21 protein-coding genes and 2 pseudogenes are annotated in these 23,812 nt (G+C 70.7%); 12 read left to right on the forward strand and 11 right to left on the reverse strand.

Features of this window, described 5'->3' with window-relative positions; translation table 11 throughout:
• Positions 1–180: 180 nt before the first annotated feature.
• The 4 genes and pseudogenes from QA861_RS14755 to QA861_RS14770 form a co-directional block, all read right to left on the reverse strand.
• Positions 181–1,727, reverse strand: a pseudogene (locus tag QA861_RS14755) (dipeptide ABC transporter ATP-binding protein).
• Positions 1,687–2,409 (reverse strand): annotated as a pseudogene (locus QA861_RS14760) (ABC transporter substrate-binding protein); the annotation flags it as partial. The pseudogenes QA861_RS14755 and QA861_RS14760, both read right to left, overlap by 41 nt.
• Complete coding sequence (locus QA861_RS14765) at positions 2,409–3,629, reverse strand: DUF3152 domain-containing protein (RefSeq protein WP_334588781.1); 1,221 nt, start codon at positions 3,627–3,629, stop codon at positions 2,409–2,411. The gene QA861_RS14765 and the pseudogene QA861_RS14760, both read right to left, overlap by 1 nt.
• A gap of 197 nt (positions 3,630–3,826) precedes the next feature.
• Positions 3,827–4,855, reverse strand: a complete 1,029-nt coding sequence (locus tag QA861_RS14770) for an alpha/beta fold hydrolase (protein WP_334588782.1) — start codon at positions 4,853–4,855, stop codon at positions 3,827–3,829.
• Between the two features lie 167 nt (positions 4,856–5,022).
• Here QA861_RS14770 and QA861_RS14775 point away from each other — a divergent pair, with 167 nt between their 5' ends.
• From QA861_RS14775 to QA861_RS14790, 4 genes are all read left to right on the forward strand, one after another.
• Positions 5,023–5,265, forward strand: coding sequence for an Rv3202a family protein (locus tag QA861_RS14775; protein WP_334588783.1), 243 nt, complete (start codon positions 5,023–5,025; stop codon positions 5,263–5,265).
• A gap of 182 nt (positions 5,266–5,447) precedes the next feature.
• Entirely contained in the window at positions 5,448–6,089 is a 642-nt protein-coding gene (locus tag QA861_RS14780; RefSeq protein ID WP_334588784.1) for a TetR/AcrR family transcriptional regulator, read from the forward strand.
• Between the two features lie 135 nt (positions 6,090–6,224).
• On the forward strand, positions 6,225–6,452 hold the full coding sequence (locus tag QA861_RS14785) for a DUF3107 domain-containing protein (protein WP_164409182.1): 228 nt from the start codon (positions 6,225–6,227) through the stop codon (positions 6,450–6,452).
• Between the two features lie 212 nt (positions 6,453–6,664).
• Positions 6,665–6,934 (forward strand): hypothetical protein, encoded by a 270-nt coding sequence (locus QA861_RS14790; RefSeq protein WP_334588785.1) that lies wholly within the window; start codon positions 6,665–6,667, stop codon positions 6,932–6,934.
• Positions 6,935–7,030: 96 nt separating this feature from the next.
• Here QA861_RS14790 and QA861_RS14795 read toward each other — a convergent pair whose 3' ends face one another.
• Complete coding sequence (locus tag QA861_RS14795) at positions 7,031–7,801, reverse strand: ferritin-like fold-containing protein (protein WP_443041481.1); 771 nt, start codon at positions 7,799–7,801, stop codon at positions 7,031–7,033.
• A 479-nt stretch (positions 7,802–8,280) separates the two neighbouring features.
• Between QA861_RS14795 and QA861_RS14800 the strand changes: the two genes are divergently transcribed.
• On the forward strand, positions 8,281–11,298 hold the full coding sequence (locus QA861_RS14800; RefSeq protein WP_334588787.1) for a DEAD/DEAH box helicase: 3,018 nt from the start codon (positions 8,281–8,283) through the stop codon (positions 11,296–11,298).
• A 312-nt stretch (positions 11,299–11,610) separates the two neighbouring features.
• Complete coding sequence (locus QA861_RS14805; RefSeq protein ID WP_334588788.1) at positions 11,611–12,501, forward strand: alpha/beta fold hydrolase; 891 nt, start codon at positions 11,611–11,613, stop codon at positions 12,499–12,501.
• A gap of 28 nt (positions 12,502–12,529) precedes the next feature.
• Here the strand turns inward: QA861_RS14805 and QA861_RS14810 are convergent, their stop codons facing one another.
• Positions 12,530–13,429 (reverse strand): NYN domain-containing protein, encoded by a 900-nt coding sequence (locus tag QA861_RS14810; RefSeq protein WP_334588789.1) that lies wholly within the window; start codon positions 13,427–13,429, stop codon positions 12,530–12,532.
• A gap of 209 nt (positions 13,430–13,638) precedes the next feature.
• Here QA861_RS14810 and QA861_RS14815 point away from each other — a divergent pair, with 209 nt between their 5' ends.
• Positions 13,639–13,791 (forward strand): DUF8834 family protein, encoded by a 153-nt coding sequence (locus QA861_RS14815; RefSeq protein ID WP_006374340.1) that lies wholly within the window; start codon positions 13,639–13,641, stop codon positions 13,789–13,791.
• Positions 13,792–13,906: 115 nt separating this feature from the next.
• Here the strand turns inward: QA861_RS14815 and QA861_RS14820 are convergent, their stop codons facing one another.
• The 3 genes from QA861_RS14820 to QA861_RS14830 form a co-directional block, all read right to left on the reverse strand.
• Positions 13,907–14,512, reverse strand: coding sequence for a MarC family protein (locus QA861_RS14820; protein WP_334588790.1), 606 nt, complete (start codon positions 14,510–14,512; stop codon positions 13,907–13,909).
• A gap of 80 nt (positions 14,513–14,592) precedes the next feature.
• Complete coding sequence (locus QA861_RS14825) at positions 14,593–15,456, reverse strand: PHP domain-containing protein (RefSeq protein ID WP_334588791.1); 864 nt, start codon at positions 15,454–15,456, stop codon at positions 14,593–14,595.
• A 240-nt stretch (positions 15,457–15,696) separates the two neighbouring features.
• A complete protein-coding gene (locus tag QA861_RS14830) occupies positions 15,697–16,338 on the reverse strand; it encodes a DUF6758 family protein (RefSeq protein ID WP_319092124.1) in 642 nt (213 codons plus the stop codon).
• Positions 16,339–16,527: 189 nt separating this feature from the next.
• Here QA861_RS14830 and QA861_RS14835 point away from each other — a divergent pair, with 189 nt between their 5' ends.
• Positions 16,528–17,841, forward strand: a complete 1,314-nt coding sequence (locus QA861_RS14835) for an MFS transporter (RefSeq protein WP_334588792.1) — start codon at positions 16,528–16,530, stop codon at positions 17,839–17,841.
• Positions 17,842–17,911: 70 nt separating this feature from the next.
• Here the strand turns inward: QA861_RS14835 and QA861_RS14840 are convergent, their stop codons facing one another.
• The gene (locus tag QA861_RS14840; protein WP_334588793.1) at positions 17,912–18,517 is read right to left on the reverse strand and encodes a suppressor of fused domain protein; all 606 of its coding nucleotides are present in this window, start codon (positions 18,515–18,517) and stop codon (positions 17,912–17,914) included.
• Between the two features lie 505 nt (positions 18,518–19,022).
• On the opposite strand from QA861_RS14840, the gene QA861_RS14845 reads away from it, so the two are divergent.
• Both QA861_RS14845 and QA861_RS14850 read left to right on the forward strand, forming a co-directional pair.
• Positions 19,023–20,147, forward strand: coding sequence for a magnesium and cobalt transport protein CorA (locus tag QA861_RS14845; protein WP_334588794.1), 1,125 nt, complete (start codon positions 19,023–19,025; stop codon positions 20,145–20,147).
• A gap of 42 nt (positions 20,148–20,189) precedes the next feature.
• Positions 20,190–20,741 (forward strand): hypothetical protein, encoded by a 552-nt coding sequence (locus tag QA861_RS14850; protein WP_334588795.1) that lies wholly within the window; start codon positions 20,190–20,192, stop codon positions 20,739–20,741.
• A gap of 110 nt (positions 20,742–20,851) precedes the next feature.
• Here QA861_RS14850 and QA861_RS14855 read toward each other — a convergent pair whose 3' ends face one another.
• Positions 20,852–21,559: a hypothetical protein gene (locus tag QA861_RS14855; protein WP_443041556.1), complete on the reverse strand. Its 708-nt coding sequence runs from the start codon at positions 21,557–21,559 to the stop codon at positions 20,852–20,854.
• 266 nt (positions 21,560–21,825) lie between these two features.
• On the opposite strand from QA861_RS14855, the gene QA861_RS14860 reads away from it, so the two are divergent.
• On the forward strand, positions 21,826–23,205 hold the full coding sequence (locus tag QA861_RS14860) for a magnesium transporter MgtE N-terminal domain-containing protein (RefSeq protein ID WP_334588797.1): 1,380 nt from the start codon (positions 21,826–21,828) through the stop codon (positions 23,203–23,205).
• On the forward strand, positions 23,195–23,812 hold the full coding sequence (locus QA861_RS14865) for a DUF1003 domain-containing protein (RefSeq protein WP_334588798.1): 618 nt from the start codon (positions 23,195–23,197) through the stop codon (positions 23,810–23,812). The genes QA861_RS14860 and QA861_RS14865 overlap by 11 nt, the downstream gene beginning before the upstream one ends.

The following is a 23,812-nucleotide window of genomic DNA, read 5'->3' on the forward strand; positions in this document are numbered from 1 at the left end:
AGCCGCCGTTGACCCGGCGGCTCGCAGCGGGACGAACGTATGCGGACATGACGGTGGTGTGACGGACGGTTGTCCGTCACACCACCAAAAGGGGTGAACGGTCGTAACTTTCCCGCGCGGATCGCGTTCCGTCGCGCTAAGAGATCATTCGCGCACGAGTCGTGACGAACACCTGTGTGGTCAGACGGGTGTCAACTCCTGGCGGGCGGCACGACGGCGGGCAGCGATCTCCGGGTCCAGAGCGGGTACGGCGGCCAGCAACTGCCGGGTGTAGGGGGCCCTCGGATTGTCGTACACCTCGTCGGCGGGCCCCGATTCGACGATCCGGCCCCGCCGCATCACCGCGACCCGGTCGCTGACCTGGCGTACCACGGCGAGATCGTGGGCGACGAACACCAGCGCGAGGCCGAGTTCGCGCTGCAACTCGCCGAGCAGGGCGACCACCTGGGCCTGGGTCGTGACGTCGAGCGCCGAGACGGGCTCGTCGCAGACGATGACGCGGGGTTCGGCGGCCAGTGCCCGTGCGATACCCACGCGTTGGCGTTGGCCGCCGCTGAACTCGTGCGGATAGCGGTCGTAGAGCGCCGGGTCGAAGCCCCACCCGCTCCCCCACGCGCCTGCGGACACGCCCCTCGTCCTTCTCGCCGCGTGCCCGCAGGGGATCGGCGATCGCCTGCGGGCACACTGCGGCGGGGATTGAGGGAGGAGACCGGGTCCTGGAACACCATCTGCACGGCCGGGCCGGCCCCGGATCGCACGCGCCCCTCGTAGCGCACCTCGCCGGCCGTCGGCTCCAGCAGCCCGACCAGCATCCGTCCGAGGGTCGTCTTGCCGCTGCCGCTCTCGCCGACGATCCCGAGGGTCTCACCCCGGCGCACGGTCAGCGACACATCGTCCACGGCCGCGAACGCCCGCTTCCCGCGCCCGAACTCGCGCCGCAGGCCGGCGGCCTCCAGCACCACCTCGTGGGCGTCGGAGGCGTCCTGGGGGACCCGTCTCACGTCCACGCGCGGTACCGCCGCGAGCAGTTCACGCGTGTACGCCTGGGCGGGCGCCCCCAGTACGGCGGCGACCGGGCCGTGCTCGACGGGGCGCCCGTGCCGCATCACCAGCACGTCGTCGACGCTCTCCGCCGCCACCCCGACGTCGTGCGTGACGAGCAGCAGCCCCATTCCGGTCTCCGCGCGCAGCGTGTGCAGCAGGTCGAGAATCTGGGCCTGGACGGTGACGTCCAGCGCGGTCGTGGGCTCGTCGGCGACCAGCAGGTCGGGCTCGCAGGCGAGCGCCATGGCGATCAGCGCGCGCTGGCGCATCCCGCCGCTGAACTCGTGCGGCCGGGACCGGGACCGCCGCAGGGCGTCCGGAATTCCGACCCGGTCCAGTACGTCGACGCCGCGCGCGCGTGCGGGCCGCCTGGACGCCTTCGTGTGCACCCGGTAGACCTTCGCGATCTGGTCGCCCACCGCGTAGTAGGGGTCGAGGGAGGACAGCGGGTCCTGGAAGACCATCGCCGCCTCCGCCCCGCGCAGCCGCCGCAGCTCGGCCTCGGACGCCCGCCGTACGTCGGTTCCGGCGACGCTGACCGTGCCGCCGACCTCCGCTCCCGTGCCGCGGTGCAGCCCCAGCAGAGCGGACGCGACCGTCGACTTGCCCGAGCCGGACTCGCCGACCAGGCCCAGCGCGGCGCCCTTCGCCAGCCGGAACGACAGCCCGTCCACGGCGAGCAGGGTGGGCGGCGGTCGCGATCTCCGGGCTGGTCTCGAAGTCCTTGGAGTTGGAGTGCGTCAGGGTGACGGTCAGCCCGTTCGGGTAACCGGCCTCCTTCAGCACCTCCTTGGCCTTCGCCGGGTCCCCCGACGCACCCGCCGGGAAGTGGTCGTAGGGCGTGTACCCGAAGGACTTCTGGTTCGGCAGATAGGTGGTGGCGGGCTCGGCGAGCGACGAGCCGCCGGCCGCGTTGATGACGCTCGTACGGTCGATGGCGTACGAGATCGCCTCCCGCACCCTGATGTTGTCGAACGGCTTGATCTTCAAGTTGAACGCCAGGTAGTTGATGTAGCCGAAGTGCCCGGTGCCGACGCGCGCGGCCAGTTCCTTGTCGCCGGAGACCTTGGCGAGCTCGGCCGGGCCGAGGTTGGTGTCCGTGGTGACGGACGCGGCGTCCGCCCCTTGGGACGCCGACAGCCGCTGGTTGATCACCGACGAGTCGAGCCCGGACCGTACTTCGATCCTGTCCGGGTACGCCTTGCGCTCCGCGTCCGTGGCGGCCGACCAGTAGGTGTTGCGCTCAAGGATCAGCCGCTCGCCGTCACTTTCGTTGCTGACGACCTTGTACGGGCCCGACGAGACCGGGTGCTCCTCGTACTTCGTACCGATGTCCCTGGCCTTCGGGACCGGTGTGAACTGCGTCAACTCCCCGGATACGGCCAGGGATTGGCTCGGCAGTGGATCCCGTCGTGGTTGAGGAACTTGGTCTGCTGCTGCATGACCGGGGCGAGGTCCCCGTCCTTGTCGCAGGTCACGTGCCCGTAGCCGAGACGATGGCCGACCTCGTGGTTGATCAGCATCTGCCGGTACGCGTAGATCTTGTCGCCGTAGGTCACGGACCCCTGCGCCCACCGGTAGGCGTTGATCATCACGCGGTCGGTGGCGGCCGAGTCGCAGGACACGTTGTCCTCGGTGGTGTCGAGCCCCGACTTCTCGCACCAGAAGGCGGTGGTGCCCGGGCTCGCCAGTGTGATCACGAAATCGGGCTTGCCCGAGGAGATCCGCTCGAACGTCCGACCGCCGCTGTGGGCCCAACTCCGCTTGTCGTTGAGCGTCTTCTGCACGGCCTGCGCGAACAGTTGCCCGTCGAGCCCGAGCCCCTGCTCGACGTCCACCCGGTACGTGTACTTCTGCCCCGCCCCCGGCGCCTTGGCGAAGCCGCGGATCGCGTCGAACTTCCCCGAGCCCTTGAGGGCCGCCCCGAGCGCGTACGTTCTGGCCATCTTCTGGTCGTACGTCAGTGCCGTCTCGACGGCCGGCGCGTCGGACGCGGCGGGGAGACCGTCGGTACGCGCCGCGGAGTCCCCGGAACCCTGGACGTCCTGGCCCGAGCCGAGCGCGGTCTGCGTCCGCACGCCCCCGTCGTCGTCCTGACCCTGGGTGACCTGTCCGGCCACGACGACCGCCAGCACGGTGGTGACGGCGGCAGCCGCGATCCCGGTGAACGCCCGCCCCTTGCCGCTCCTGCCCTTGCCCGCCACCTCGGCGGGCGGGATGGGCGTGTCGGCCGGATGCGATGTCCGGGCGCGGGGTGTGGGGAGGCCGCCACCCGTGAAGGAACCGCCGGCCGTGCCGGCTTCCTCGAAGGCATCGACGTACGCCTGCCGGGGGCCGGAACCGTTCGTGGGTGCGGGCGCGGGACGCTGACGCGGTATGGCCGGGCCCGCCCCGGCACGCGTGCCGAACTCGCCCCAGCCGCCGCCGGATTCACGCTGCTCGGGATGTCCGCCTCCCCGGACACGGGGGAAGCCGTGCGCGGGGGTGCCGTCCGCGGGACGCTGCGTCCCGTGCGCGGGGGCGCCCTCGGAAAGGCGCGGGAAGCCATGAGCGGGAGTGCCGTCGGGAACCGGGAAACGGGGCATCCCGTGAGCCGGAGTACCGTCGGCGAACCGCGGTCCCCCTTGCCCCTGTCGTCCCTGACTCTGCCCCTGAACCTGCCCTTGACCCTGCCCCTGTTGAGGTTTCTGACCCTGTTGACCCACGGGGGTGTTCGCCGTGTCGCCCGTACTCGCGCTGCCGCCTGTTCGCCCACGGCGGCTGTGACGTCCCACCTCGCGTCTCAGCTCCCCGCATTCGCGGCGTCGACCCTGCTGCCGACCGTCCTCGCTGCCACAGTACCGGCATCCGCCGGCAACTCACCTGCGTCATCGAGCAGTTCACGGAACGCCGAGGCCACCGTCTCCGGGTACTCCATCATCGCCACATGTCCGGCGTCCGGCAGCGAGAGCAGCCGCGAGTCGCGGAAGGCACGCGCCGCGCGCTGGGCCATGCGGTAGGAGACGAGCTGGTCCCGGCCGCCGTAGACGAGAAGCGTCGGGGCGAGCACGCGCTCGGCCTGACGCCACAGCCCGTGCTGACCGCCCAGCGTGTACGCGTTCACGACCCCGCGCGCGGAACGCGCCAGCGCATCCCAGAAGTACGGCAGTTGGAGCCGTCTCTCCATCTCCTCGACCGCGTTGCGGAATCCCTCGGGCGTCACCTGTTCAGGATCCCCGTAACAGAGCGCCGTGACCCCGCGGACGCGCTGTTCGGCGCTCCACTGCTCGGTCAGCCGGGTGAACAGACGGGCCACACCGGGCAGGGCGAGCAGGGCGGTCGGCACCGCGGTGCGCTGGACACGGATCTCCGGCAGCGCGGGCGAGACCAGCGTGAGCGTCCTGACGAGGTCGGGCCGCACCGCCGCGACACGGGTCGACACCGCACCGCCCAGCGAGTTGCCGAAGAGGTGCACGGGACCGCGCCCGGACGCGTCCAGGTAGCGGATGACGGCACGCGCGTGCCCGGTGACCGAGTAGTCGCCGTCGTCCGGCGGCGGGGAGTCGCCGAAGCCCGGCAGGTCGAGCGCCTCGCTGTCGACGAGCTCGTCGTTCAGCGGCATGAGCGCCGACCAGTTCTGCGAGGAACCGCCCAGGCCGTGGACGTACAGCGCGGGCGGCAGTCCCTCGCGCGCGGGGGGCCGCGAACGCACGGTCAGGGTGATGCCCGGCAGACCGACCGAGCGCAGCCGCTCACCCTCCGCGACCCTGACGGGCGCCACCTTCGGGAGCACAGTTGTGGCCGGCACGTACGGCAGCTCGGTCGAAGACATGCGGCAATGTTACGAGACGATCACGCAGTGGTTCGTGTGTTCGGCATCACAGGGGATGGTGTGCCGGTTTCCCGCGGCTCAGATCACCTGGCGTCCCGATCCCGCGTCTCCTAGGCTCGTAAGTGGGCACCCGCAGGAAAACCGTATCCCCGGGAAGGGAGCCCACCATGGCCGTCGACCCCACCGACCCCGAGACCTTCGCGACGAAGGACCACGAGGACTACGAGGGCGAGGACAACGCCACCGAGTTCGACGTCGAAGCCCCCACGGACGACGCCGTCGAGCAGCGTACTGACGTCGCCCCGCAGCGCGATGCCCCACTGACCGGCGAGAACACCGACCGCGCCGACGAGGCCGACCTCGCGGAACAGGCCCGCGTCGTGAAACTCGACGAGGACGACTACCGCTAACCGCCACCACAACCCGTACCTCGCACGCTCCGCACCGGATTTATTGCTATTTGAGCAAATAGGCCGGAACATACAGTCGCTCGGTCGAGGAATTTCTGCGCTCGTACCGCGCACAGCAGGGTTACCGAAAAGTACGATGGCGGCGCGGCGCACACCGCATGTGGACGAAATTGGGAGGCGGCGTGACAGCCATCGAGCAAACTGAGGCGGCACGCCCGCGGGGCACGCGGTTGCCGCGTCGCGCCCGACGGAACCAGCTGCTGGGCGCCGCCCAGGAAGTGTTCGTGGCGCAGGGCTACCACTCCGCCGCGATGGACGACATCGCCGAACGGGCCGGAGTCAGCAAGCCGGTGCTCTACCAGCACTTCCCCGGCAAGCTCGACCTCTACCTCGCCCTGCTCGACCAGCACTGCGAGGCCCTGATCGGGTCGGTCCGCGCGGCCCTCGCGTCGACCTCCGACAACAAGCAGCGCGTCCGGGCGACGATGGACGCGTACTTCGCGTACGTGGAGGACGACGGCGGCGCCTTCCGCCTGGTCTTCGAGTCCGACCTGACGAACGAGCCCGCCGTACGCGAGCGCGTCGACAAGGTGGCGAACGAGTGCGCGGAGGCGATCTGCGAGGTCATCGCCGAGGACACCGGTCTCTCCCGCTCGGAGTCGATGCTGCTCGCCTCCGGCCTGGGCGGACTCTCCCAGGTGGTGGCCCGGTCCTGGCTGCACAGCGACCGCAGTGTGCCGCGCGATCAGGCGGTCCAGTTGCTGGCCTCCCTGGCGTGGCGCGGCATCGCCGGCTTCCCGCTGCACGGCACCGAGCACCACTGACCGCCGGTTTGTTCCCGCCCGCTGTTCGCTCCTGGCGTTCCCAGGCGGAACATGTACGTCCCCTCACCGGGCTAATGTGTGCTGGGTACGGCGCGGACGCCCGCGCACTTCACTGACCGTCGGAGGGACATAGCCGTGGAGGTCAAGATCGGCGTGCAGCACGCGCCCCGCGAGATCGTTCTGGAGAGCGGTCAGAGCGCTGAAGAGGTCGAGCGGGCGGTGTCCGAGGCACTGGCCGGCAAGTCGGCGCTCCTGAGCCTCGTGGACGACCACGGCCGCAAGGTCCTGGTACCGGCCGACCGTCTCGCGTACGTCGAGCTGGGCGAGCCGACGGTCCGCAAGGTGGGCTTCAGCGCGCTGTAGGACAGAGCAGGACACATATCGACAGATATGCGGGTGGGGCCCGGCGGTGTCGAACCGCCGGGCCCCACCCATGTCCGCGGCCATGTCCTACCGGCGGTCCGTATTCACAGGTTGACCACACGTCACCCTTACAAGTGGGTTGCCCTGCGCAGGTCACGGGTATGACGGGCTGAGAACGTCACGCGCAGGCAGACTGTGGGAGGGACCCCGACATGTTCTTGGAAGCGCTCGGCTCCGCGATCCTCGGCCTCGCCCTGGCATGGGCGGCGGCCCACCGGCTGCCCGACCGCCTCCCCGCACGCCATCTGGTCCTGTCCACCGGTGTGGCCGGAGCCCTTTTCGGCGCCTTCCTCACGCACAGCGCGCTGAGCGCCGGCCACTTCGTGCTGATCCTGCTGGGCGCGGCAGCCGTGTCCGCCGCCTCCCTCTCCCTGCTGCTCCGCCCTAAGACCAGACTCCGTCGGTCATCGGCAACGGCGTGAGAAGAGCGCCCCGACAGGGACGCGAGGAACTGCGCGACAAGCCACAACGGCGGCGCGGACAACCGAACAACGACGATCCCGGCACCCAGCGGAGCGCTACGCCGCCAACCCCAGCGCAGCCATCCGCTTCGTGTGCGCCTCGGTGATCCGGGAGAACATCCGGCCGACCTCCGCGAGATCGAACCCGTCCGCGACGCCGCCGACGAGCATCGTGGACAGCGCGTCCCGGTCGGCCACGACGCGCTGCGACTGTGACAGCGCCTCGCCCATCAGCCGCCGTGCCCACAGCGCGAGCCGCCCGCCGACGCGCGGGTCCGCGTCGATCGCGCCGCGAACCTTCTCCACGGCGAAGCTCGCGTGCCCGGTGTCGTCGAGGACAGCGAGCACCAACTGCCGGGTGTCCCCGTCGAGGCGGGCCGCGACCTCGCGGTAGAAGTCACTGGCGATCGAGTCACCGACGTACGCCTTGACAAGGCCTTCCAGCCAGTCGGAGGGCGCCGTCTGCTTGTGGAAGCCGTCGAGGGCGGCGACGAACGGCTGCATGGCCTGCGTCGCGTCGGCGCCGATCTCCGTGAGCCGGTTCCTGATCTGTTCGAAGTGGTGGAACTCCGCCGACGCCATCTTGGCCAGTTCCGACTTGTCGACGAGTGTCGGCGCCAGCTTGGCGTCCTCGGCGAGCCGCTCGAACGCGGCCAGTTCGCCGTACGCGAGGGCCCCGAGCAGGTCCACGACCGCGGCACGGTACTGCGGGTCGACGGCCGCCTGTGCCCAGTCCTGGGCGGCGATTCCGGTGAGTGCGGGAGTGGTGTCGGCCGCAGTCTCTGCGGGCGTTTCGGGGGTACCGGAGGCGTTGTCAGGCGTCGTCATGAAGCGCACAATAGCCCGCTGGCCGCAAGGCGTAAGTTCCTGCTCAGTCAGTGTGACGACCACTACGTGACCGAATCGGCCATCGCATGTGCGCGATTCCGGGGTATGGTGGTAATGCGCCCGCTGAGTTGACAGACGTATCTCGACGGGCCACACGAATGAGGATGCCCGGTCGGTGGCCCGATCGGCTCCGACCCGACAGCTCTCCTCGTCCGTACGGCACGATGCGTACGGAATCCGGAGAGACCCTCAGCGGTACGAGCGCTCGAGCGTCGGCAGTGGTCCTGTGCCACTCGGCCCGCCCGTGAGGCGGCCGAAGTTTCCGGCACGGTCCCGACACGACCCCCGCGCTCGCCTCGCACCGCGTACACAGAAGAGGCATTGCCCTGACTACGACTTTCCGGGATCTCGGAATTCTTCCCGAGACCGCCGAGGCGCTCGAAGCCGTCGGCATCATCACCCCCTTTCCCATCCAGGAGATGACACTCCCCGTCGCCCTCACCGGCACGGACGTCATCGGCCAGGCCAAGACCGGCACCGGCAAGACACTCGGCTTCGGCCTCCCGCTCCTTGAGCGCGTGACCGTCCCCGCCGACGTCGAGGCCGGCCGCGCCAAGCCCGAGCAGCTCACCGACGCCCCGCAGGCCCTCGTCGTCGTCCCGACGCGCGAGCTGTGCCAGCAGGTGACGAACGACCTGCTGACCGCCGGCAAGGTGCGTAACGTGCGCGTTCTCGCCATCTACGGCGGCCGGGCGTACGAGCCGCAGGTCGAGGCCCTCAAGAAGGGCGTCGACGTGATCGTCGGCACCCCGGGGCGTCTTCTCGACCTCGCGGGCCAGAAGAAGCTGGACCTGAAGCACATCCGCGCGCTCGTCCTCGACGAGGCCGACGAGATGCTCGACCTGGGCTTCCTGCCCGACGTCGAGAAGATCATGAACATGCTGCCGGCGCGCCGCCAGACGATGCTGTTCTCGGCGACCATGCCGGGCGCCGTCATCGGTCTCGCGCGCCGCTACATGTCGCAGCCCACGCACATCCGCGCCGCGGCGCCGGACGACGAGGGCAAGACGGTCGCGAACACCGCGCAGTACGTCTACCGCGCGCACAACATGGACAAGCCCGAGCTGGTGGCGCGGATACTGCAGGCCGACGGCCGGGGACTGGCCATGGTCTTCTGCCGCACGAAGCGTACGGCGGCCGATCTCGCCGACCAGCTCGCACAGCGCGGCTTCGCCTCCGGCGCCGTCCACGGCGACCTCGGCCAGGGCGCCCGTGAGCAGGCGCTGCGCGCCTTCCGTAACGGCAAGGTGGACGTCCTCGTCTGCACGGACGTGGCCGCGCGCGGTATCGACGTCGAGGGCGTCACGCACGTCATCAACTACCAGTCTCCCGAAGAGGAGAAGACGTACCTGCACCGCATCGGCCGTACGGGCCGCGCGGGCGCCAAGGGCATCGCGATCACGCTGGTCGACTGGGACGACATCCCGCGCTGGCAGCTGATCAACAAGGCGCTGGAGCTGAAGTTCAACGACCCGCCGGAGACGTACTCCACGTCTCCGCACCTGTTCGAGGAACTGAGCATCCCGGTCGGCACCAAGGGTGTCCTGCCGCGCTCGGAGCGCACGCGTGCCGGCCTGGGCGCCGAGGAGGTCGAAGACCTCGGTGAGACGGGCGGACGCGGTGGCCCGCGCGGTCGCGGTGGCCGCTCCGGCCACTCCTCCGGCCCGGCGGTCGCCTCCGCGCCGGCAGCGGAGCGTGAGCGCCCGGCTCGTACGCCGCGCAGTCGCCGCCGTACCCGTGGCGGTGCCGCCTCGGACGCGCCGACGACTCCGACCGTGTCGGCCGCTCCGGTCACCTCGGTCGGCGACGCACTCGCCCCGTCCGAGCAGCCCACCGAGCGCCGTACGCCGCGCCGCCGTCGCCGTACGCGCGGTGCCGCACCGGAGTCGGTGCCGGCCCCCACGACGACGTTCGTCGAGCCGTCGGCCGAGGCCGCCGTCGCGACGGCAGAGGGCACGGCCCCGGCCACTGAGCAGCCGCGCCGCCGCCGGACCCGCAGGACGCAGGAGCTCGCGTTGGCCACTCCGGTCGAGGTCGCCCCGGTCGAGGCCCCGGTCGTCCCCGAGGCGGGAACGCCGGAGGAGCAGCCGCGCCGCCGCCGTACCCGCAAAGCGACGGAGTCCGCGTCGGCCACTCCGGTCGAGGTCGCCCCGGTCGAGGCCCCGGTCGTCCCCGAGGCGGAAACGCCGGAGGAACAGCCGCGCCGCCGCCGTACCCGCAAGGCGACGGAGTCCGCGCCGACCGCCCCGGCCCAGGTCAGCCCGGTCGTTCCCGAGGCCGAGGCGCCGGAGGAACAGCCGCGCCGCGCTCGGACCCGCAAGGCGGCGGAGCCGGTCGTCGGCGCCACCGAGGTCGAGGTCGTCACTGAGACCAAGGCGCGCCGCGCCCCCCGCAAGAGCGCTGCCGCGACGGCGACCGCCGAGGCCGCCGTGGACACCGCGGAAGGCGTCGAGGTTAAGCCGCGCCGGACGGCCGCCCGCAAGGCGACCGCCACCGTCCCGGCCGCCGAAGCCGCCGTCGACACCGCCGAGGCGGTCGAGGCGAAGCCCCGCCGCCGTACGGCACGCAAGGCCGCCGAGCCCGTCGCGGCCGTGGTCGAGGCCGCCCCGGTGACTCCGGAGCCCGAGGCCACGAAGCCCCGCCGGACGCGCAAGGCCGCGGTGACCGCCGTCGAGACGGCCGAGGTGACCGAGGCCAAGCCGCGCCGGACGACCCGCAAGGCCGTCGCAGCGACCGCACCCGCCGCCGAAGCCGCAGTCGACACCGCCGAGGCGGTCGAGGCGAAGCCACGTCGGCGTACGGCACGCAAGGCCGCCGAACCGGCGGTCGTGGCGGCGACGATCGACATCCCGGCCCAGCCCACCCCGGCCGACGCCCCGGAGCCGAAGCGCCGTACGACGCGCAAGGCGACGGCACCGGCCGCCGAGGCAGCCGTGGACACCGCGGAAGGCGTCGAGGCCAAGCCGCGTCGCCGTACGGCACGCAAGACCGCCGAGGCCCCCGCCGTCGCGGCGACGACGGACGTCACGGAGCCGAAGCCGCGCCGCACGGCCCGCAAGGCGACGGCGACGGCCGCTGAGGCCGCTGTCGACACCGCCGAGGCGGCCGAGGCCAAGCCGCGCCGGACGACCGCCCGCAAGGCCGTCGCAGCGACCGCACCCGCCGCCGAAGCCGCAGTCGACACCGCCGAGGCGGTCGAGGCGAAGCCGCGTCGGCGTACGGCACGCAAGGCCGTCGAGGTCGTCGCGGACATCCCTGCCATCCCCGCCCAGGCGGCGGACGACGCGGAGGCCAAGCCGCGTCGCCGGGTCCGCAAGGCCGCCGAACCGGCGGTCGTGGTGGAGACGGCCCCGGAGGCCGTCGAGGCGAAGCCCAGGCGCCGCGCCACCCGCAAGGCCACGGTCAGCGCACCGGCCACGGACGCCGTGGAGGCCTGACCCCCGAGGGCCCCGGTCCTCTGCAGTACCGGCCACACCCCGACGGCCCGGCCCACCCCACCAGGTGGCCGGGCCGTCGGGGTTTTCCGGGTACCCGTCCGGCGGACCACGCCGAGACGCCGACCACACACGCCGCTGAGGAGGCCACCACGCGCCCCCATCGCGACAGCCCTTGTGGCCCCTGCCCCTGCTGTCAGCATCTCCTCCCCGCTCAGCAGCCGCCCGCGTCACGACCGCCCGACGGGAGCCCCCAGCCGCACCCTCGCCCGAGCCGCCACCCTCCCCCTCAGGTACGCCGGATAACCTCGGCACATGAGCAGGCCTTCGACCTTCACCCCGCCCCCCGGCGCCCGTGCGTACGCCCTGCGTACCGCGCGTGGTGAGTTCGCCGTCGTCGATGCCTCCGTGAAGGCCGGCGTCGAGCCGAGAGGGACCGTTCTGCTGCTGCCCGGGTTCACCGGCAGCAAGGAGGACTTCATCTCGATGCACGAGCCGCTGGCCGCGCGCGGGTACCGTACCGTCGCCGTGGACGGGCGCGGGCAGTTCGAGTCGCCCGGCCCACGGGACGACGAATCGGCTTACGCTCAGGCCGAGTTGGCGCAGGACGTGCTCGCCCAGGCGGTGGCCGTCGGCACCCCCGTGCACCTCGTCGGGCACTCGCTCGGCGGGCAGATCGCCCGGGCCGCCCTCCTCCTGGACCACTCCCCGTTCGTCTCGCTGACCCTCATCTCCTCGGGCCCCGCCGAGATCTCCCCGGCCCAGCAGCAGCGCGCGAAACTGCTGCGGGACGCGCTCGCCGTGATGAGCATGGCCCAGGTCTGGGAGGCCATCCAGGCCATCGACGACCCTCAGACCGGCGGCGGCGACCTCGACTCGGTGGACGCCGTGGACGCCGGGCTCGACGACCGCGAGGATCTGCGTCGCCGCTGGATGGGCAACAGCCCGGCCCAACTGGTCGCCACGGGACGTCAGTTGTGCACCGAGCCGGACCGGGTGGCGGAACTCGCCGCCGTACCGCTGCCCTTCCACGTGCTGTCCGGCTCGGAGGACGGCACATGGGCCGTCCCGCTCTTCGACGACATGGCCGTACGACTGCGGGCGCACCGGACCGTCATCGCGGGAGCCGAGCACTCCCCCAACACGGACCGCCCGCTGGAGACCGCCCGCGCCCTGGCCGACTTCTGGGACGGCGTCGGGCGGTAGCAGCGGTCGGGTCAACCACCCCAATGGCCTAGTACTGCGCCTGCAGGTGCTCCCAGAAGCCGTCCCGCAGCGCCCTTCTCAGTTCGGACTGGCCGCGCAGCGAGTACTGGAGCAGTCCCTCCGCCTCGACCAGCAGATCCTGGTCGACGGACCCGGGCAGATACGGATGCCCGGGGAGCAGCTCGACCAGGGACTCCCGCCCACGCGCCGCCAGCCACTTCGCCGCGATCTGCGCACCCACGAACCGCACGTCCTCGCGCGCGGGCCGCGCTCCACCCGACCCCTCGTAGGACGCGGCCGTGCGCCGGGCGACGTACGGCTTGAAGAAGTCGAGGTCGAACGTGCGCTGGCTGTCGACCTCCCACAGCAGCGGCTCGGCCTGGTTGCGGCCGTCGGGCGCCTCGATGCCCCACAGGTGGACGCGCGCCCCGTACCCCTGCGCGGCCTCGACCGCCGACACCAGGTCCTCGTCGCCGCCGATGAGCGCGGCGTCGCTGATCGCGCGGTGCCGGGCCAGGGACTCCAGGTCGGTGCGGATCAGCGAGTCGACGCCCTTCTGCTGGTTGTTCGCGTTGAGGTTGCCCAGGCGAACCTTCACATCGGGGAGTTCGGCGATGGACTGCTGCTCGATGGTGTGGATGCGGCGCCGGGCGCCGTCGTACCAGTAGACCCGCAGCAGGCGGCTGTCCGCGAAGATCGTGCGAGCCTTGTCGATGAGCGCCTCGATGAGACCCTCCGCGTCCAGCTCATAGGAGCGGCGGTCTTCGGTCCCGGCGACGAGCCGTCCCGCCGCCGCGTACAGATAGCCCGCGTCGACGAAGATCGCATGGGTCGAGGGCGTCTTCGCCACCTCGGTGAGCATGCGGTGGAGCAGCTCGTTCGTACGGTCGATGCGGGCGCTCAGCTCCGCGTGGTCGTCGTTGTTCATATACCTCCATTGTCTCGGCGGTCACGCTTCGAACACAACCGGCCCCGGTCAGTCTCCTGATCGTGTCCGAGCACGGTTTTAACCTGCCGGTAGTTAGACGTGCGAAAAATTTCCTTAGCGTAGGGAATGTTCGTAACACGCGGGTAGTTGACTAGGTACGTAACCAAGTAGTTCTCCTCAGGAGGATGACCAGACGAAGGGAGAAGCCCATGCGCTTCGAAATCATGCGTCTCGACGACGTCGACGGAACCCCCGTGGACAGTACGGTCGTGGACGCCGCCTCCGTCAACCGGATCGTGCAGCAAGCAGCCTCGATAGGGCAGCGCCTCTGGATCCGCCCGGCCGACACCTCGGCCTCATAACGCGCGGACGACGCTCGCCCACGAAGACGAGCAGACTTCAGAACCCCCGTACGGCACCGATGCCGTGCGGGGGTTCTGCGTATACGTCTGGCATACGTCCTGGGCGTGACAGCCGTCAGCTCTGCTGGATCACCTGGGTGACGCCGTTGATGATCTGCTGCACGGCGATGGCCGACAGCATCATCCCCGCGAGCCGGGTCACCAGGACCACGCCCCCGTCCTTGATGACCCGGATGATCAGCAGCGAGTACCGCATGACCACCCACAGCACGACATGGACGGCCAGGATCGCCGCCCACACCGAGACCTGCGTGGCCACGCCGTCCGCCTTCTGCACGGCCAGGATGACCGACACGATGGCGCCGGGCCCGGCGAGCAGGGGCATGCCGAGCGGTACGAGGGCGACGTTCACGTCCTTGGTCTGCTTGGGCTCGTCCGTCTTGCCCGTGAGCAGGTCGAGGGCGATCAGCAGGAGCAGCAGCCCGCCGGCGATCATCAGGGCGGGCACGGAGACATGCAGATAGTCCAGGATCTGGTGTCCGAGCAGCCCGAACACGGTGATCACACCGCCGGCCACACAGACGGCCTGGAAGGCCATCCGCTTCTGTACGCGGGCGGGCCGGCCGGCGGTGAGCGCGAGGAAGATCGGGGTGATCCCGGGGGGATCCATGATCACGAAGAGAGTGAGAAAGAGCGAGCCGAAGACAGCGACGTCGAACATGGGTGAGCGAGCCTTGCGTAGAGGGAGATGCGGGGAGGGGACGGAGGAAGCGAGAGGGAAGGGGAGCCGGGGCCGAGGCCTCAGGCTCCGTCTCCGCCGGTCCCCGGTACCGGGAACGCCCCGGTGGCCCGTCGCGTGATCTCCCCGTACACCTCGGGGTCTGTCGTGTACTCCCCGAGGACGCAGGTCTTGCGGCTGCCGTGATAGTCGGAGGAGCCGGTGCCCAGCAGTCCCAGCTCCGCCGCGAGGCCGCGCAGTCGCGCCCGGGTCTGCGGCTCGTGGTCCATGTGGTCGACCTCGATGCCGTCGAGCCCGGCGGCGGCCAGCTCCGCGATCGCGGACTCCGGGACCGTCAGCCCCCGCTTGCTCGCGGCCGGGTGCGCGAACACGGCCACCCCGCCGGCCCCCTTGATCAGCCGCAGCGCCTCGAAGGGGTCGGTCTCGTGCTTCGGTACGTAGGCCCGGGCGCCGTCGGCCAGCCAGTCCCCGGTGAAGGCGTCGTTCACGGTCGGTACGACGCCCAGCTCGACCAGCGCGGTCGCGACATGAGGCCGGCCCACTGACCCGTCACCGGCGATCCGCGCGACCTGCTCCCAGGTGATGGGCACGCCCAGCTCCCGGAGCTTGGCCACCATCCCCTGGGCCCGCGGCACCCGGTCGTCGCGCACGAGCTCACGCTCGGCGAACAGCGCGGGCTCCTCGGGGTCGAACAGGTAGGCCAGCATGTGCATGCTGACCCCGTCGAGCCGGCAGGACAGCTCGGCCCCGGTGACCAGCGTGAGCCCGGCGGGCAACGCGGCGATCGCCTCTGCGTATCCCCGGGTCGTGTCGTGATCGGTCAGCGCGACGACGTCGAGTCCGGCCGCAGCGGCGTTGCGCACCAGCTCGGCAGGCGTGTCCGTACCGTCGGACGCGGTGGAGTGGCAGTGCAGATCGATGCGCACGGTGCGGACTCCAGGCGACGACGGGGACGGACAGGAACGCGTCAAGCATAACGGCCCCGAGGACCAGCCCGTCACACCTGAAACCCCCTAACACCCCTTACGGAAGCGGACCCGTTTCAGGGGCGCGAGGAACTGCGCGACAAGCCCCCACCGACCGGCACCCCGCCACAAACCTCAGACACCCCAAACACACCAGCACCCCGCACCCCGCACCCCGCACCCCGCAGAACCACGGGAACGCTAAGGCCGAAGCAACCGGGGCGACAGCGCCCCGCAAGGCACCAGCTCCACCTCGGCCCCCGCGTCCCGCAGATCCGTGAGCACCAGCTCGTCATACATCAGCAGCCCGGACTGCTCGGGCCACACCACCGCCCACAGCCACAGCCCGAGCGCCTCGCCCGCGAACACCGCACGGTCGTCGGGCCCGCCCGCGACATGCCACAGCGGAGTGGGCCGCCCAGCCGCCAGCACCTTCGCCTCGGCGGGCTTCTCGACGTTCATGTACGGCCCAGGGTCGGGCCCGTCGATCCCCGCGTACCGCGCACCGAGTCCGACGCCGAGTTCCTCGGCGACCAGGATCAGCTCACCCATGCCTCCGAGTGGGCCGGGACCTGTGCAGGCCACCGCCGTCGCACGGCCGCCACTGCGGTCGTCGCCCGCGCAGCCCACGCCCGTGAAGAGCCAGCCGACCGGCAGCGGCCACGGCATCCACACGGGCACCTGGGTGCGGTGCACCACGACGCTGAGGGCCTCGACGCTGGGCGGGATCACAGGCTGCAGCGGATGCACCGTCCCGTGCGCATCGCACTGCCAGGAATCGGCAAAGAGTCCGGGAGCCCTGACCCGGCCACCACACTTCGGGCAACTGGGTTCGCCCCTCATAAAGCCCCACGGTCCTCCCCGTCCCTGCTCCCGTCAAGGACGATCACCCGTCCGGAGTGACACGATTTTCCACCCCTTCCACCAGGTGAAATTAGATGTAGCTTGCATTAATTAGCTACTCTAACTTACTATGTGCATACACCAACGACCCATCCGCGGGTTGGGCCCGCGAGTCGTGAAGGAGCAGGCATGCACAGCAGCGCAACGAACACCGGAGCGGGAAGCACGGGAGGCCCCGCCGAAGCGGATCCCTTCGACGCGGGAGCCGGTGGACTCCTCCGGCAGCCGAAGGCCGTCTGGGCGACCGCCGGCGCGTCCGTCGTCGCCTTCATGGGCATCGGCCTCGTCGACCCGATCCTGCCGTCCATCGCCAAGGGCCTGGACGCCACAGCGGGCCAGGTCTCCCTGCTCTTCACGTCGTACTTCCTGATCACCGCCGTGGCGATGCTGGTCACCGGCTTCGTGTCCAGCCGGATCGGCGGCAAGAAGACCCTGCTGGTCGGCCTCGCGCTGGTCGTGGTCTTCGCGGGTCTGGCCGGCACCTCGGGCTCGGTCTCCGAACTGGTCGGCTTCCGGGCCGGCTGGGGCCTCGGCAACGCGCTCTTCGTCTCGACGGCCCTCGCGGTCATCGTCGGGGCGGCGGCCGGTGGCAGCGCGGCGGCGATCCTGCTGTACGAATCCGCCCTGGGCCTCGGTATGGCGTGCGGCCCCCTGCTGGGCGCGCTGCTCGGCAACGCCAGTTGGCGCTACCCGTTCTTCGGCACCGCGTTCCTGATGGCCGTCGGCTTCCTGTGCGTCACGGTGTTCCTGAAGGAACAGCCGAAGCCGGCCCAGAAGACCTCACTGCTCGACCCGATCAAGGCGCTCAGCCACGGTGGCCTGGCCTCCGCCGCCATCTCGTCCTTCTTCTACAACTACACGTTCTTCACCGTGCTGGCCTTCACCCCGTTCGTGCTCGACATGACGCCCTACAGGTCGGGGGCCGTGTTCTTCGCCTGGGGTCTGCTGCTGGCCGTCTCGTCGGTGCTCGTCGCGCCGCGTCTCCAGCGGCGCTTCGGCTCGCTGACAGTCCTCGGCGGCTCGCTCGTCCTGCTCGCCGTCGACGTACTGGCCCTCGGTTACGGCAGCCACAACGTCGCCGTCGTCTGCACGATCCTGTCCGGCGCGTTCATCGGCGTGAACAACACCGTCTACACCGAGCTGGCCCTGGGCGTCTCGGACGCGCCGCGCCCGGTGGCGAGCGCCGGTTACAACTTCGTGCGCTGGTTCGCGGCGGCCGCGGCCCCGTACTTCGCGCCGAAGATCGAGGGGTGGAGCGACATCCACATGCCGTTCGTGGTCGCGGCGGTCACCGCCGTGCTCGGCGCCGTGGTGGTCGTCGTACGGCGGAAGTCGCTCACCCTCCCCCACTCTCGACTTCGCTCGACCGGGGGGACCCCCATCGCGGAGGAGCTGGAGACCGCGCACGCGACCGAGGACAGTGTCGCCGTCTTCGCGAGCTAGGGGCCCGGCCAACTGGCGTTCTGTGGACGCCGGTTGGTGACATCGGTCACTCCGCAGTCGCGTACGAGGGTCAGTCCAGCGGGACGGACCTGCGGGCCGGGTCCCGCAGGTCCGTCCCGTTCGTGAGCCAGCGTTCCTGGAGGGCCTGGGCGCCGTGGACGCGCTTCCAGGCGGCCTCGTTCGCGGTCATCGGGAGCAGGGGCAGGAAGCGCACCGGGTCCAGGGGCGCGTCGAGCTCCAGGTCCTCGACCAGGCCGCCTGGTTCCGCGACCAGGACCGAGGTGAAGGGCGCCCCGGGCCACAGCGGCTCCCCGACGTCGAGCGACGCGCCCGGGGCCACGATCACACCCTCGACCTGCGGGGAAGCGGCGAGAACCGCGAGGGGGCGCAGCAGCTTGTCGGTGTCGGCGAGGCCGGCCCGGACGGAGATGACCAGTTCGGCGCGCGGGCCCTTCACCGGGTCGGCGAGCAGCTCGGCGGGGTCGGCCATCGGCTGCGCGGACATGCCGAGGGTGGCGTAGCGGACGATCTCCCCGTCCTCCCCGTCCCGGTCCTGGCCCGGGAAGCGCAGCACCTCGACGCGATCCGTACCGAGGAAGGTGACCGCGGCGCGCGCGTCCGGTTCGCCCAGCGTCGTACGCAGCCGGGCCTCGACCAGAGGAAGAACATCAGACATGCGGCGAGCATAGAACTCGTCAGGTACGGGCAAACGCGCACCTTGACAGTTCAGTCGACTGTTACCCTAGGCCGGGTTCGGGGCAGCACGCAGAAGCGTCGCGATCGAGTCCCGACACCGCTGAAGTTCCCCCTCGGGGGCTCCCCTTGTAGGGGAAAGGATCGTCCCTCACGAGGGACCGGCCGGAGGAGGTGGGGCTGCAATGGATCGAAGTCATCCGTGCAGTAGCACCCGCTCTTCCGCCCGCTGATGTAGTCACTCCGGCTTATCCGGCTGGCTGTCACCTCTCGCATTCGCGTCATCGCGGAAGAGCACTTGGTTTCGTTTTGCCTGATCCATGTGATCTGAGTCAGTTCTGAATCAGTAGCGAAGCTCACCACCGCGACGGTGCGGTGCTCCCCGCTTTGTGGACGTGCCAAACATCCTCAGTCAGGACGTCCCCATTCCGGGCAGTTCCAGCCGTTGTCGGCGGTCTTTCGTTGCCTGTAGCGAAGGAACCTGCCACATGTCGATGATCCACAGCCTGCGTGCCGCCGTCCGCCCGTCCCGTCCCTCCCTGCGCAAGGACGGCGGCACCTACGACACCACCCGCGACCCCTCGACCCCCTCCGCCGTCGTCGACTGCGCCGTCTACCGCGACGGCGCCCGGGTCGACAACCCGAACCCCTCGAAGGGGCTCACCCCGCACGAGGCGATGCGCAAGGTGCGCCGCGACGGCGGCTTCGTGTGGATCGGTCTGCACGAGCCGACGGAGGCGGAGTTCTCCGGTATCGCCAGCGAGTTCGGGCTGCACCCGCTCGCCGTCGAGGACGCGATCCAGGCCCACCAGCGGCCCAAGCTGGAGCGGTACGACGACACGCTCTTCACCGTCTTCAAGACCATCCACTACATCGACCACACCGAACTCACCGCGAGCAGTGAGGTCGTGGAGACCGGCGAGGTGATGTGCTTCACCGGGCGGGACTTCTTCATCACCGTCCGGCACGGCGGCCAGGGTTCCCTGCGCGCGCTGCGCCACCGCCTCCAGGACGACCCCGAGCTGCTCGCCAAGGGCCCCTCCGCCGTGCTGCACGCCATCGCCGACCATGTCGTCGACGGCTATGTCGCGGTCGCGGACGCCATGCAGGACGACATCGACGAGGTCGAGACGGAGGTGTTCTCGCCGGGCCGCAAGGGCACTCCGCGCGGTACGGACGCCGGTCGGATCTACCAGCTCAAGCGTGAGGTCCTGGAGTTCAAGCGCGCCGTGTCGCCGCTCCTGCGGCCCATGCAGCTGCTGAGCGAGCGCCCGATGCGGCTGATCGACCCGGACATCCAGAAGTACTTCCGCGACGTCGCCGACCATCTCGCGCGCGTGCAGGAGCAGGTGATCGGCTTCGACGAGCTGCTCAACTCGATCCTCCAGGCCAACCTCGCCCAGGCGTCCGTCGCGCAGAACGAGGACATGCGGAAGATCACGTCCTGGGCGGCGATCATCGCCGTACCGACGATGGTGTGCGGCGTCTACGGCATGAACTTCGACTACATGCCGGAACTGCACTGGAAGTTCGGCTACCCCGTGGTCATGACGGCCATGATCGGCATGTGTGTGGGCATCCACCGCACGCTGAAGCGCAACGGCTGGCTGTGACGGCGAGCCGCGTCATCGGAGGGCATCGCTACCCTTCTGCCCATGACTGACACGCTGCTCGACCGGGCCCTCGTCGAGGAGGCCACCAAGAAGTCCGGCCTCATCTGGGTCAAGGGCAACGGTGTGCCCGCGCTGCACGTCGCGGGCCACGGCATCCCGGCCCGTGCGATGTGGCACGTCTGGCACGAGGGCGCGGCCGTCCTGGTCGGCGACGGGCCCGGCGAGCAGCCGCTGCCCGGCCTGATCGAGGGGGCCGACGCGGAGGTCACCGTCCGCAGCAAGGACAAGGGCGGGCGGCTCCTCACCTGGCCGGCGACGGTCGAGGAGCTGGCCCCGCACTCCCCGGAGTGGGAGGCCGCGGTCGCCGAGCTGAAGGGGAAGCGGCTGAACGCGCCGGACGGCGAGGCCATGCCGGACCGGTGGGCGCGTGAATGCCGGGTGGTGCGGTTGGTTCCGCGCGCCGGGGAGACGCCCCCTCTGCCGGAGGGCTCGCTGTCGGTGCCGCCGCTGCCGAGCGCGGCTACTACGCGGGAGCCGATCCCTGCGGGGTTGCCGCGGCTGCTGTTCAAGAGGCGTAGGCGGTCTGCGGGGTGAGTTCTTTGCTGCGGGCCCGGTGGGGGCTGGTCGCGCAGTTCCCCGCGCCCCTTAAGGGGCGCGCTCTGCCGCGCCGGAGTTCAACGGGCCCCTCTTGGCCGCCCTCCCTCTCAGGACGTCGGTAGTTGTTGACCGTAGTCGACCGTCTCGTCCTTCGACGGTTCCTCCAGGGGGAAGTCCTTGCCCCAGTCGCTCAGCAGCAGGGTGCCCGCGCCGCCCGCGCGGACGAGGCGCAGCGGGTAGGGGGATCCCTCCAGGGAGACGTCCAGGGTGCCGCCTGAGCCGTCGTCGCCGGTGATGCGGATCGTGCGGACGCCCGACTGCTTGTGGTGGCCGTCCGTGGCGAGGCTGCCGTGCAGGGTGAGCAGGCCGTCCAGGAGCACGTCCTTGTCGGTGAACCCGCTGAACTTCTTGTACGAGGGGTCGCCCGTCGGCACCTTCACGAACAGGCCGCCAAGCTTCTGGGCGGCTGCCGCGTCCGACTCGCTGTCCTCGGCCTTGCCGGTGCTCTCATGGCTCCAGAACGCGGCGTCGGCCTTCAGGAACAGGTGCTCCCCGACCCGCAGCAGCCGGAACGTCGCCCCCTTCGCGGTGACCGAGCCGGTGCCGCCGTCGCCCTTGAGGCGCATGTCGAGGGTGTAGGTGGTCCCGCTGGTCACCACGGTCCCGGAGAGCCGTACGGCGTCGGAGGAAGCGGCCGCCGTACGCGTCTTGGTCTGGATGGTGCCGGCCGCGAGTTTGCCGACCCCGTTGGTGCCCTCGTCAGGGTCGGCGCCGCATCCCGTCAGCCCTGTCCCCGTCACGAGCAGGGCGCACATCGCGCTCACCAGTCCGGCGCTGCGGGTACGGCCACGGGGAATCGCAGACACAGGTGGGGCTGCCTCTCGTACGGGTGTCCTGAGGGGTGTGGACGGCAGCGTACCGGTGCCGTCGGCCCCCTGCGGAGCCAGTCCGTCCGGACCCCCCACCAGGGCGCGGCGGAACGGGACGGGCTAGCCTGAAGCGCACCCGAGCAGGCAATTCGGTACCCCTGGACGCAATCCGACGCGCTCCCCGCAGCGCACCCCGAGGCAGGAGGCGTGGCATGGCTGCAGGCTCGCCCCGTGTCTTCGTCTCGCACCTCGCCGGTATGGCCGTCTTCGACCCGAACGGCGACCAGGTGGGCCGGGTGCGCGACCTCGTCGCGATGCTGCGCGTGGGCCGCCGTCCGCCCCGGCTCCTCGGCCTCGTCGTCGAACTCACCACCCGGCGCCGTGTCTTCATCCCCATGACCCGCGTCACCGGCATCGAGTCCGGCCAGGTCATCACGACGGGCGTGCTGAACGTCCGGCGCTTCGAACAGCGCCCCACCGAGCGCCTCGTCCTCGGTGAACTCCTCGACCGGCGCGTCATCCTCGGCGAGACCGGCGAGGAGGTCACGGTCCTGGATGTGGCGGTACGACAGCTGCCGGCCCGGCGCGACTGGGAGATCGAGCGGGTGTTCGTACGGAAGAAGGGCCGCGGCGGTGCCTTCCGGCGCAGCAACGGCGAGACGCTGACCGTCGACTGGTCCGCCGTCACCGGCTTCTCCCTGGAGGAGGACGGACAGGGCGCCGAGAGCCTCCTCGCCACCTTCGAGCAGCTGCGCCCCGCCGACCTCGCGAACGTCCTGCACCACCTCTCGCCCAAGCGGCGCGCGGAGGTGGCCGCCGCCCTCGACGACGACCGGCTGGCCGACGTACTCGAAGAGCTGCCCGAGGACGACCAGATCGAGATCCTCGGCAAGCTCAAGGAGGAGCGCGCCGCCGACGTCCTGGAGGCGATGGACCCGGACGACGCCGCCGACCTGCTCGGCGAACTGCCCGAGGAGGACAAGGAGCGGCTGCTGAGCCTGATGCAGCCCGCCGACGCCGCCGACATGCGCCGGCTGATGGCCTACCGGGAGGACACGGCGGGCGGTCTGATGACGACCGAGCCGATCGTGCTGCGCCCCGACGCGACCGTCGCGGACGCGCTGGCCCGGATCCGCGAGCCCGACCTCTCCCCCGCGCTCGCCGCCCAGGTGTACGTGTGCCGTCCGCCGGACGAGACGCCGACGGGCAAGTACCTGGGCGCCGTCCACTTCCAGCGGCTGCTGCGTGACCCGCCGTACACGCTGGTCGGCTCCCTCGTCGACGACGACCTGCAACCGCTCTCCCCGGACGCCGAACTGCCGGTCGTCGCCGGTTTCTTCGCGACGTACGACATGGTGGCGGCGCCGGTGGTCGACGAGAGCGGGTCGCTGCTGGGCGCGGTGACCGTGGACGACGTCCTCGACCACATGCTGCCCGAGGACTGGCGGGAGACGGAGTTCCACCTCGACGAGACCGGGACCGGGACCGGGACCGGGAACGACAGCGAGCGTGAGGGCGAAGGCGAGAACGAGGTCGACGCCGAGAGGGAGATCGACGCCGAGGCCTGGGAAGCGGGTGACCATGACTCCTGAGCGCGAGGCGGGCGCCCGCGAGCGCGCGGCCACCGGCGCCACGGCGGCCTCCCGCCCCCGGGTGCGACTCGACCAGCCGCGTGCGCCCCGGCGGCGGCTGCTGCCCGAGTACGACCCGGAGGCCTTCGGACGCATGTCCGAACGCATCGCGCGTTTCCTCGGCACCGGACGGTTCATCGTCTGGATGACGGTCGTCATCATCCTGTGGGTGGTGTGGAACGTGAGCGCGCCGGCCGACCTGCGCTTCGACCACTACCCGTTCATCTTCCTGACGCTGATGCTGTCGCTCCAGGCGTCCTACGCGGCCCCGCTGATCCTGCTCGCACAGAACCGGCAGGACGACCGCGACCGGGTCAACCTCGAACAGGACCGCAAGCAGAACGAGCGGTCGATCGCCGACACGGAGTACCTGACCCGCGAGATCGCCTCGCTGCGCGCCGGGCTCGGCGAGGTCGCGACGCGGGACTGGATCCGTTCCGAGCTCCAGGACCTCGTCAAGGAGCTGGAGGACCGGTACGCGGAACGGCACCAGGACGGGCACCACTCCGACAAACCCGACGCATTCCCGGCAGAACGGCCTCGGGGGCGTGACGCAGAAGACCGGTGA

Origin of the sequence: Streptomyces sp. B21-083, assembly GCF_036898825.1 — a bacterium.
Taxonomy (GTDB): Bacteria; Actinomycetota; Actinomycetes; order Streptomycetales; family Streptomycetaceae; genus Streptomyces.

Excerpts from the sequence above, each read along its gene's own strand:
- QA861_RS14845 (WP_334588794.1), top strand. The coding sequence starts at position 19,023 with ATGTCGATGATCCACAGCCTGCGTGCCGCCGTCCGCCCGTCCCGTCCC.
- QA861_RS14765 (WP_334588781.1), bottom strand. The coding sequence starts at position 3,629 with ATGCCCCGTTTCCCGGTTCCCGACGGCACTCCCGCTCATGGCTTCCCG.
- QA861_RS14855 (WP_443041556.1), bottom strand. The coding sequence starts at position 21,559 with ATGTGCGCCCTGCTCGTGACGGGGACAGGGCTGACGGGATGCGGCGCC.
- QA861_RS14790 (WP_334588785.1), top strand. The coding sequence starts at position 6,665 with ATGTTCTTGGAAGCGCTCGGCTCCGCGATCCTCGGCCTCGCCCTGGCA.
- QA861_RS14860 (WP_334588797.1), top strand. The coding sequence starts at position 21,826 with ATGGCTGCAGGCTCGCCCCGTGTCTTCGTCTCGCACCTCGCCGGTATG.
- QA861_RS14770 (WP_334588782.1), bottom strand. The coding sequence starts at position 4,855 with ATGTCTTCGACCGAGCTGCCGTACGTGCCGGCCACAACTGTGCTCCCG.
- QA861_RS14810 (WP_334588789.1), bottom strand. The coding sequence starts at position 13,429 with ATGAACAACGACGACCACGCGGAGCTGAGCGCCCGCATCGACCGTACG.
- QA861_RS14805 (WP_334588788.1), top strand. The coding sequence starts at position 11,611 with ATGAGCAGGCCTTCGACCTTCACCCCGCCCCCCGGCGCCCGTGCGTAC.
- QA861_RS14800 (WP_334588787.1), top strand. The coding sequence starts at position 8,281 with ATGACACTCCCCGTCGCCCTCACCGGCACGGACGTCATCGGCCAGGCC.
- QA861_RS14835 (WP_334588792.1), top strand. The coding sequence starts at position 16,528 with ATGCACAGCAGCGCAACGAACACCGGAGCGGGAAGCACGGGAGGCCCC.
- QA861_RS14795 (WP_443041481.1), bottom strand. The coding sequence starts at position 7,801 with ATGACGACGCCTGACAACGCCTCCGGTACCCCCGAAACGCCCGCAGAG.
- QA861_RS14775 (WP_334588783.1), top strand. The coding sequence starts at position 5,023 with ATGGCCGTCGACCCCACCGACCCCGAGACCTTCGCGACGAAGGACCAC.
- QA861_RS14815 (WP_006374340.1), top strand. The coding sequence starts at position 13,639 with ATGCGCTTCGAAATCATGCGTCTCGACGACGTCGACGGAACCCCCGTG.
- QA861_RS14865 (WP_334588798.1), top strand. The coding sequence starts at position 23,195 with ATGACTCCTGAGCGCGAGGCGGGCGCCCGCGAGCGCGCGGCCACCGGC.
- QA861_RS14850 (WP_334588795.1), top strand. The coding sequence starts at position 20,190 with ATGACTGACACGCTGCTCGACCGGGCCCTCGTCGAGGAGGCCACCAAG.
- QA861_RS14820 (WP_334588790.1), bottom strand. The coding sequence starts at position 14,512 with ATGTTCGACGTCGCTGTCTTCGGCTCGCTCTTTCTCACTCTCTTCGTG.
- QA861_RS14840 (WP_334588793.1), bottom strand. The coding sequence starts at position 18,517 with ATGTCTGATGTTCTTCCTCTGGTCGAGGCCCGGCTGCGTACGACGCTG.
- QA861_RS14830 (WP_319092124.1), bottom strand. The coding sequence starts at position 16,338 with ATGAGGGGCGAACCCAGTTGCCCGAAGTGTGGTGGCCGGGTCAGGGCT.